A 5,032-nucleotide genomic window follows, 5' to 3' on the forward strand; every position below is an offset into this window, starting at 1 on the left:
CCGTGGCGCTGTCGCAGCCGGAAGCCGCAAGAGCGAGGTCCAGCGTGTCGGTCACGTCCTCGGCCCGCATATTGGTGCAAAGCTTCCAGGCGATGATGTAGCGCGAGAAGTCGTCGAGCACGGTCGACAGATACATCCAGCCCCAACCGATGATCTTGAAGTAGGTAAAGTCGGTCTGCCACATCTCGTTCGGCCGGGTGGTCTTGGTGTGGAACTGATCGGCGGCCTTGATCACGACATAGGCCGGGCTGGTGATCAGATCGTGGGCCTTGAGCAGGCGGTAAACCGTGGCTTCGGACACGAAGTAGCGCTTCTCGTCAGTGAAGCGCACGGCTAGCTCGCGGGACTGTCAGGATTTCCGTGTGTGGGCGGGCGGTTGATCATCAGGCGGCCATGGCTCTGATGAAGCGTTCGCCGAAGATGACTGCAAATTGTGCCTTTGCCATCGTCCATTCACGAGGCGGCATCTTCCACTCTTTTTCCGACCTGTTCAAGATCAGATAGAGCAGCTTGGTTGCTGCGTCGTCGCTGGGGAAATGTCCTCTTGTCCTGACAGCCCTGCGCAGCTTCGAGTTCAACGCCTCGATCGCGTTCGTGGTGTAGATGATCCTGCGGACGTCGTCGGGAAAGGCAAAGAACGGAATGACCTCAGCCCAGGCGCGACGCCAGCTCTGGCCAATAGCCGGGTAACGCTGGCCCCAGGGACCGGCCTCGAATTCGGTGAGTGCCACCTGTGCAGCATCAGCGCTGGGCGCGCGGTAAATCTCCTTGAGCGCCGTTGCCAGGCCTTTGCGGTCCTTCCAGGATACGAAGTCCATGGAATTGCGGAGTAAATGGACGATGCATGTTTGAACGACGGCCTCGGGAAACACGGCTGTGATCGCATCTGGAAAGCCTTTGAGGCCATCGACGACAGCGAGCAGGATATCCTCTGTGCCACGGTTGCGCAGTTCGTTCATGACCCGCAACCAGAACTTGGCACCCTCGTTTTGCTCAAGCCACAGTCCGAGCACCTCCTTGGCACCATCGGCGCGAACGCCAAGGGCGATATGGATCGCTTTATTGCGGACCATGCCTTCGTCTCGGATTTTTACCCGGATCGCATCGAAAAAGACCAGCGGATAGATCGCATCGAGCGGGCGTTGCTGCCAGACGGCGACTTCATCGAGCACCGCGTCCGTCACCGTGCTGATGAGATCGGGCGACACATCGATGCCGTACAGATCCTGCAGATGCCCGGTAATCTCCCGGGTGCTCATGCCCCGCGCATACATCGAAACAATCTTCTCATCGAAGCCCGGAAAGCGGCGCTGATACTTGGCTATCAACTGCGGGTCGAAGCTGGACTGGCGGTCGCGCGGGACATCAATCTCCAGCTTGCCGGCCTCGGTCATTACGGTCTTCCGGCCATAGCCGTTGCGCGTGTTGCCGGCGCCTTCGCCTGTCGCAAGATGGTGATCCATCTCCGCGTTTAACGCGCGCTCCGTGAGCGCCTTCTTCAGCGAATCCAGCAAGCCACCTTGTTCAAATGCGGCACTGGCAGCGCCTCCGGCCAAAAGCTGGTCGAGAAGCGCATTGGGAATAACGGGTTCTTTGCGTCGTGACATAGTGGGTCTCCTTGTTGCCCATTATGCCCGCCCACACACGGAAATCCTGACAGTCCCCTAGCTCGCGCGGGGACAGCTCACTGTGATCCAGCGCCATCTCGACGATCTGGTCCTGGATGTCCTCGCCGATGCGGTTCCACACCCGGCTCGGTGCCGATGGCCGATCCTCCAGCGCTTCCGGCCCGCCTTGGAGGTAGCGGTCATACCAGCGATAGAACGTCCGGCGGGCGATGCCGAGCTGGTCCAGCGTGCGCTTGGCGGACAGGTGCGACTGCTCGACGATGCTGATGATCTCCAGCTTCTCGGATGCAGGATACCTCATTCGTCGTCGCCCCCATCCGCGAGAATGCTTTTTTTGAGCAGACGGTTCTCGAGCGTCAGGTCGGCGACGCACTCCTTCAGCGCGCCGGTCTCCCGGCGCAGATCCTTCACCTCATCTGTGGTCGCGGCACGGGCAGTATCGCCGGCCAAGCGCCGCTTGCCCGCTTCCATGAACTCCTTCGACCAGGTGTAATAGAGGCTCTGGGCGATGCCTTCCTTGCGGCACAGCTCGGCAATGCTGTCATCGCCGCGCAGTCCATCGAGCACAATGCGGATCTTGTCCTCGGCCGAGAAGTGCCGCCGGGTGGCCCGGCGGATGTCCTTCACCACCGCTTCCGCAGAGGCCTTGGTGCGCGATTTTGCATTGGAGGATTTGGGTCTCATCTTCGTTCCTTCGTCACTACGACGAGACCCAAATCCTCCNGTGCCGCCGGGTGGCCCGGCGGATGTCCTTCACCACCGCTTCCGCAGAGGCCTTGGTGCGCGATTTTGCATTGGAGGATTTGGGTCTCATCTTCGTTCCTTCGTCACTACGACGAGACCCAAATCCTCCTTAAATCACAACCTCAAATCTGTGCCATTGGTGCTGACGGGGAACAGGCGGGTGAGCAGATCGAGGTCGTTGTCCAGCCGACGCCTTTCCGCGCTATCGAAGGCAATCTTGATCTTGGAGAGCAACTTCTCAAGCGCTTCGCTGTTGACCGTACCTTCGCGGCGTCCAGCATCGACCACGGACTGAAGTGCAGCAACCTCAGAAGAACTCGGCCTTGCATAGGCACGTCCCGGGCTGTCCTTAATCCGAAATCGCTTGATCCGGCCGTCGATTGTTTCTTCGAGATCGAAATGAATCAGAATGACGTTTCGCAAGCGTTCGACTGTTCGCCGGTTGACCTCAAGCAAGGACGCCATTTCGTCGAGAGTCAAACCTTCGATGCTCTGCGTAAGCGCGTGCACAAGCTTCAATGTGCGATCGAGATTACTGAGGCGCTTGGTCATCACGGAACATTGCTAACTGCCTGATCGGTAGGAGCAAGTCAGTTCGACATCGATCCACACATTATATGACCATTTTTGTCGCAAAATTGCACAAGATGACTCAGAGCAGTCTGACCGAATTCAGCCTTCTGGCCGTAGTATGTCTTGTAATTGTCCCGTTGCGCCACCCATGCGCAACCTGCGCGCTGCAAGTTGATCCCGCAGTGGTTTAGCCAGCCTATCAAGTTGAAGGCGAGCGCCTTTACCAACGGCGATAAGATCACCGATCAAATTCGAAATCGCACGCTCGCGCTCAGGTGGTTCCAAGAGCGCGACCAATTCGATCGTTTCGCGCACCACCCCGGGAACCTGACGACGAATGAAGACGGTATAATCGATTACCTCCACATCAAGCACCTTGGCGCTCGCGCTGGCGCACATGAATTGAGCGCAGGCCTCGCGCGCAGCATCCAGTTGTGCGCATGGGGCGAGACGCATCGCTTCATCCCACGCTTTGCTAAGCGCCTTGTCTGCAAAGGATACTTTGCGTCCTTTGCGTCTCTTTAACGTGGAATCCCTCTTGGCGACTGCCTGGAAATCTTTGCAACTTGATAGGTCATTCCCGCCTTGCCTTACCTTCCGTGCGGACTGCGCGGCGCGCATCCGGCTGATGAAGTAGAAAGTCGGGATTAGAGCGAGCACAAAGGCGACGGTGCCATTTCCAACACCGCTATCCAGCTCGGATGAGCTAAATATCCCGATAGCGAGAGCGAAGGTAAAAGCCACCCCAACCGTCAGCACCGCTCTTACGATGAGTTCCAGCAATGCGGCCAAGAGCCCAACAGTGAGCACTAGGAGCACAGCCAGTAAGCAAAAGCTAACGACATTTATCATCACACGGCATCCCTTCCGTGCTCCCATCCAGTGCTCCTACGTCAGAAATGGTCGCACCGACAGCCGTCCAGCGAATTTTGATTGGTGTTCAGCAAACATTTCCGCAATCTAGCACTTGAGAAGGGGGAATTGATGGATCTCGATTTGCTGGAAAGACGCCAGGCTACCCTGGCGTGGCGCGACGACTTAATCATGGCAATCTGGGGCATCGTCAATCGTGCTGGATTGGAAGCCAAGCGCGGGGTGGAAGAGCGCCTTGCGGAGGCCGGGATTGTTGAGACGCTCTGGGATCCTGCCAGTTTTACTCGCGACAGGGTCGACGTTGTAATGCGCGAAATAATCGTCAGCGAGCTTGAGAAGCTGTTCGGGGGCGCTGCTGAACAGTTGCGTACGATCAACCCCGGATACAACGCGCTCGCAGATGCGCTGCTGGAAAGCCTGAGCGTGCTCCAAATGCCATCGCTTGAACCCGAGGTCCAAGGTGAACCCAAAGTGGATGCACCTAAGGGATCCGTTACAACCTCCACCGGCAGACTAGCCACAATGATGGAAACTATCTCCAACCAGGATCTCGTGAAGAGTGCGAAGGAATGGGGCAGCTGGGCGCTTTCAGTGGTCGGGGAGGCAAGTGAAGCCGCGAGTCAGAAATTGCAGAGCGGCGCGGGTCTCCATGATCGTCTCCGCCGTTCCGCGCAGGCACGGATCGAGACGGCGTGGATGGCTCCAGCAGGCGATCCACCCCCATTGATGGGACAACTTATCGCAGTGGTGGAAAGCGTAGGCAACGAGGCGCGGAGCATGGCCCTATGAGCGACATCGGAGGAATGTTCGTCGCATCACTCGATGCAGCAACGGGGATCAAGGCCGGGAAGCTCAGGATCGTAGGTTCCGTCGTCCGCCATGCTGCTGGCCCGCTCAAGGGCAAGATACATTCATATCTTCAGGAAACCGGAGCCGCCGGAGCTTTGCTTCAGTCTTTGTCGGGAGCTGGCAGTACATTCGCCAAAACGAGCATGACGACAGGCAACCCGATCGCCGGAGCTGCGGTCGCTGGCACACAGTTGGCAAGCTCGCTCGGCGGGAATGTCCAGAATGAGATTATCCGCCGCGGAGTTAAAAGGGTCGAGAGCAAGGTCGACGCGCTGGCAAGTGGCATGCAGACGCTGGAAAATCTCGGCGTTGCCAATTTGGCGCTCAGCGCAACGGGAATAGTGTCCCCCGTCAGCACCAATGGC

5 protein-coding genes and 2 pseudogenes are annotated in these 5,032 nt (G+C 58.1%); 2 read left to right on the forward strand and 5 right to left on the reverse strand.

What is annotated here, in order from left to right; genetic code table 11:
* The 5 genes and pseudogenes from ILT46_RS11845 to ILT46_RS11865 form a co-directional block, all read right to left on the reverse strand.
* Positions 1-343 (reverse strand): annotated as a pseudogene (locus tag ILT46_RS11845) (DDE-type integrase/transposase/recombinase); the annotation flags it as partial.
* A gap of 40 nt (positions 344-383) precedes the next feature.
* A complete protein-coding gene (locus ILT46_RS11850; RefSeq protein ID WP_119592706.1) occupies positions 384-1,607 on the reverse strand; it encodes an IS256 family transposase in 1,224 nt (407 codons plus the stop codon).
* A 58-nt stretch (positions 1,608-1,665) separates the two neighbouring features.
* Positions 1,666-2,312: pseudogene (locus ILT46_RS11855) on the reverse strand (transposase); the annotation flags it as partial.
* 174 nt (positions 2,313-2,486) lie between these two features.
* Positions 2,487-2,924, reverse strand: coding sequence for a hypothetical protein (locus ILT46_RS11860; RefSeq protein WP_191229138.1), 438 nt, complete (start codon positions 2,922-2,924; stop codon positions 2,487-2,489).
* Between the two features lie 120 nt (positions 2,925-3,044).
* Positions 3,045-3,737, reverse strand: a complete 693-nt coding sequence (locus ILT46_RS11865; RefSeq protein WP_199504850.1) for a hypothetical protein — start codon at positions 3,735-3,737, stop codon at positions 3,045-3,047.
* A 192-nt stretch (positions 3,738-3,929) separates the two neighbouring features.
* On the opposite strand from ILT46_RS11865, the gene ILT46_RS11870 reads away from it, so the two are divergent.
* Both ILT46_RS11870 and ILT46_RS11875 read left to right on the forward strand, forming a co-directional pair.
* On the forward strand, positions 3,930-4,607 hold the full coding sequence (locus tag ILT46_RS11870) for a hypothetical protein (protein ID WP_119592708.1): 678 nt from the start codon (positions 3,930-3,932) through the stop codon (positions 4,605-4,607).
* Positions 4,604-5,032 (forward strand): hypothetical protein (locus ILT46_RS11875; RefSeq protein WP_199504851.1); only part of this gene is annotated, 429 nt, incomplete at its 3' end. The genes ILT46_RS11870 and ILT46_RS11875, both read left to right, overlap by 4 nt.

Origin of the sequence: Qipengyuania sp. YIM B01966, from assembly GCF_016461955.1 — a bacterium.
Classification (GTDB): domain Bacteria; phylum Pseudomonadota; class Alphaproteobacteria; order Sphingomonadales; family Sphingomonadaceae; genus QFOP01.